The sequence below is a fragment of the Mycobacterium sp. E1214 genome (assembly GCF_001666755.1).
Taxonomy (GTDB): domain Bacteria; phylum Actinomycetota; class Actinomycetes; order Mycobacteriales; family Mycobacteriaceae; genus Mycobacterium.
Genome location: NZ_LZJC01000167.1, coordinates 1 through 511, shown reverse-complemented (window position 1 = coordinate 511; position 511 = coordinate 1). Strand labels below are relative to the sequence as shown.

Annotated in this window: 1 protein-coding gene; it reads right to left on the bottom strand. The window is 73.8% G+C overall.

The window, feature by feature from the left end; translation table 11 throughout:
• On the bottom strand, window positions 1-511 hold a 511-nt coding region (locus A5700_RS26690), incomplete at both ends, for a hypothetical protein (RefSeq protein ID WP_068065144.1).

The window sequence follows — 511 nt, the reverse complement described above, 5'->3', positions numbered from 1 at the left end:
GGTGGTGGTTGGTCGGCCAGCGCGATCCGCTTGGCTCGCAATCGGTTCGGGGCGTCGTCGCGCAGAGCCCGCCGCTGCTGATCCGGGTCGGTGTTGCCGGCGAAACAGGCCCGCGGCGCGCGCTCGACGATGGACAGCGCGCTCCCGTAGCGCTCGTCGGCGCGCGAGCGATCTCCGGCCGCCGCGGCCCGGTCGCCCTGGGTTTCGCGGACCAGTTCGAGGTTGACCAGCACCGGGCAGGAGCCGGCATTGTCGGTGTGGGCCAGCGCCTCGGTGAAGTCGGCGTCGGCGTCGGCGAGCCGGCCGCCCAGCACGGCGGCGATCCCCGCGGCAAACGGCGCCTTCGCCGGTTCCACCACGTTGGCGAGTCCGAGGATCGCCGCGTCGGCCGCGACGGCGTCACCGTCGCCGCGGGCGAACGAGTGGACCGCCGAATCCCCGGCAACCGCAACGGAAAGGAGCTTGAGGGCGATCAGCAGCGCGACGGCGGTGCCGGGCGCCGAGTAGAGCA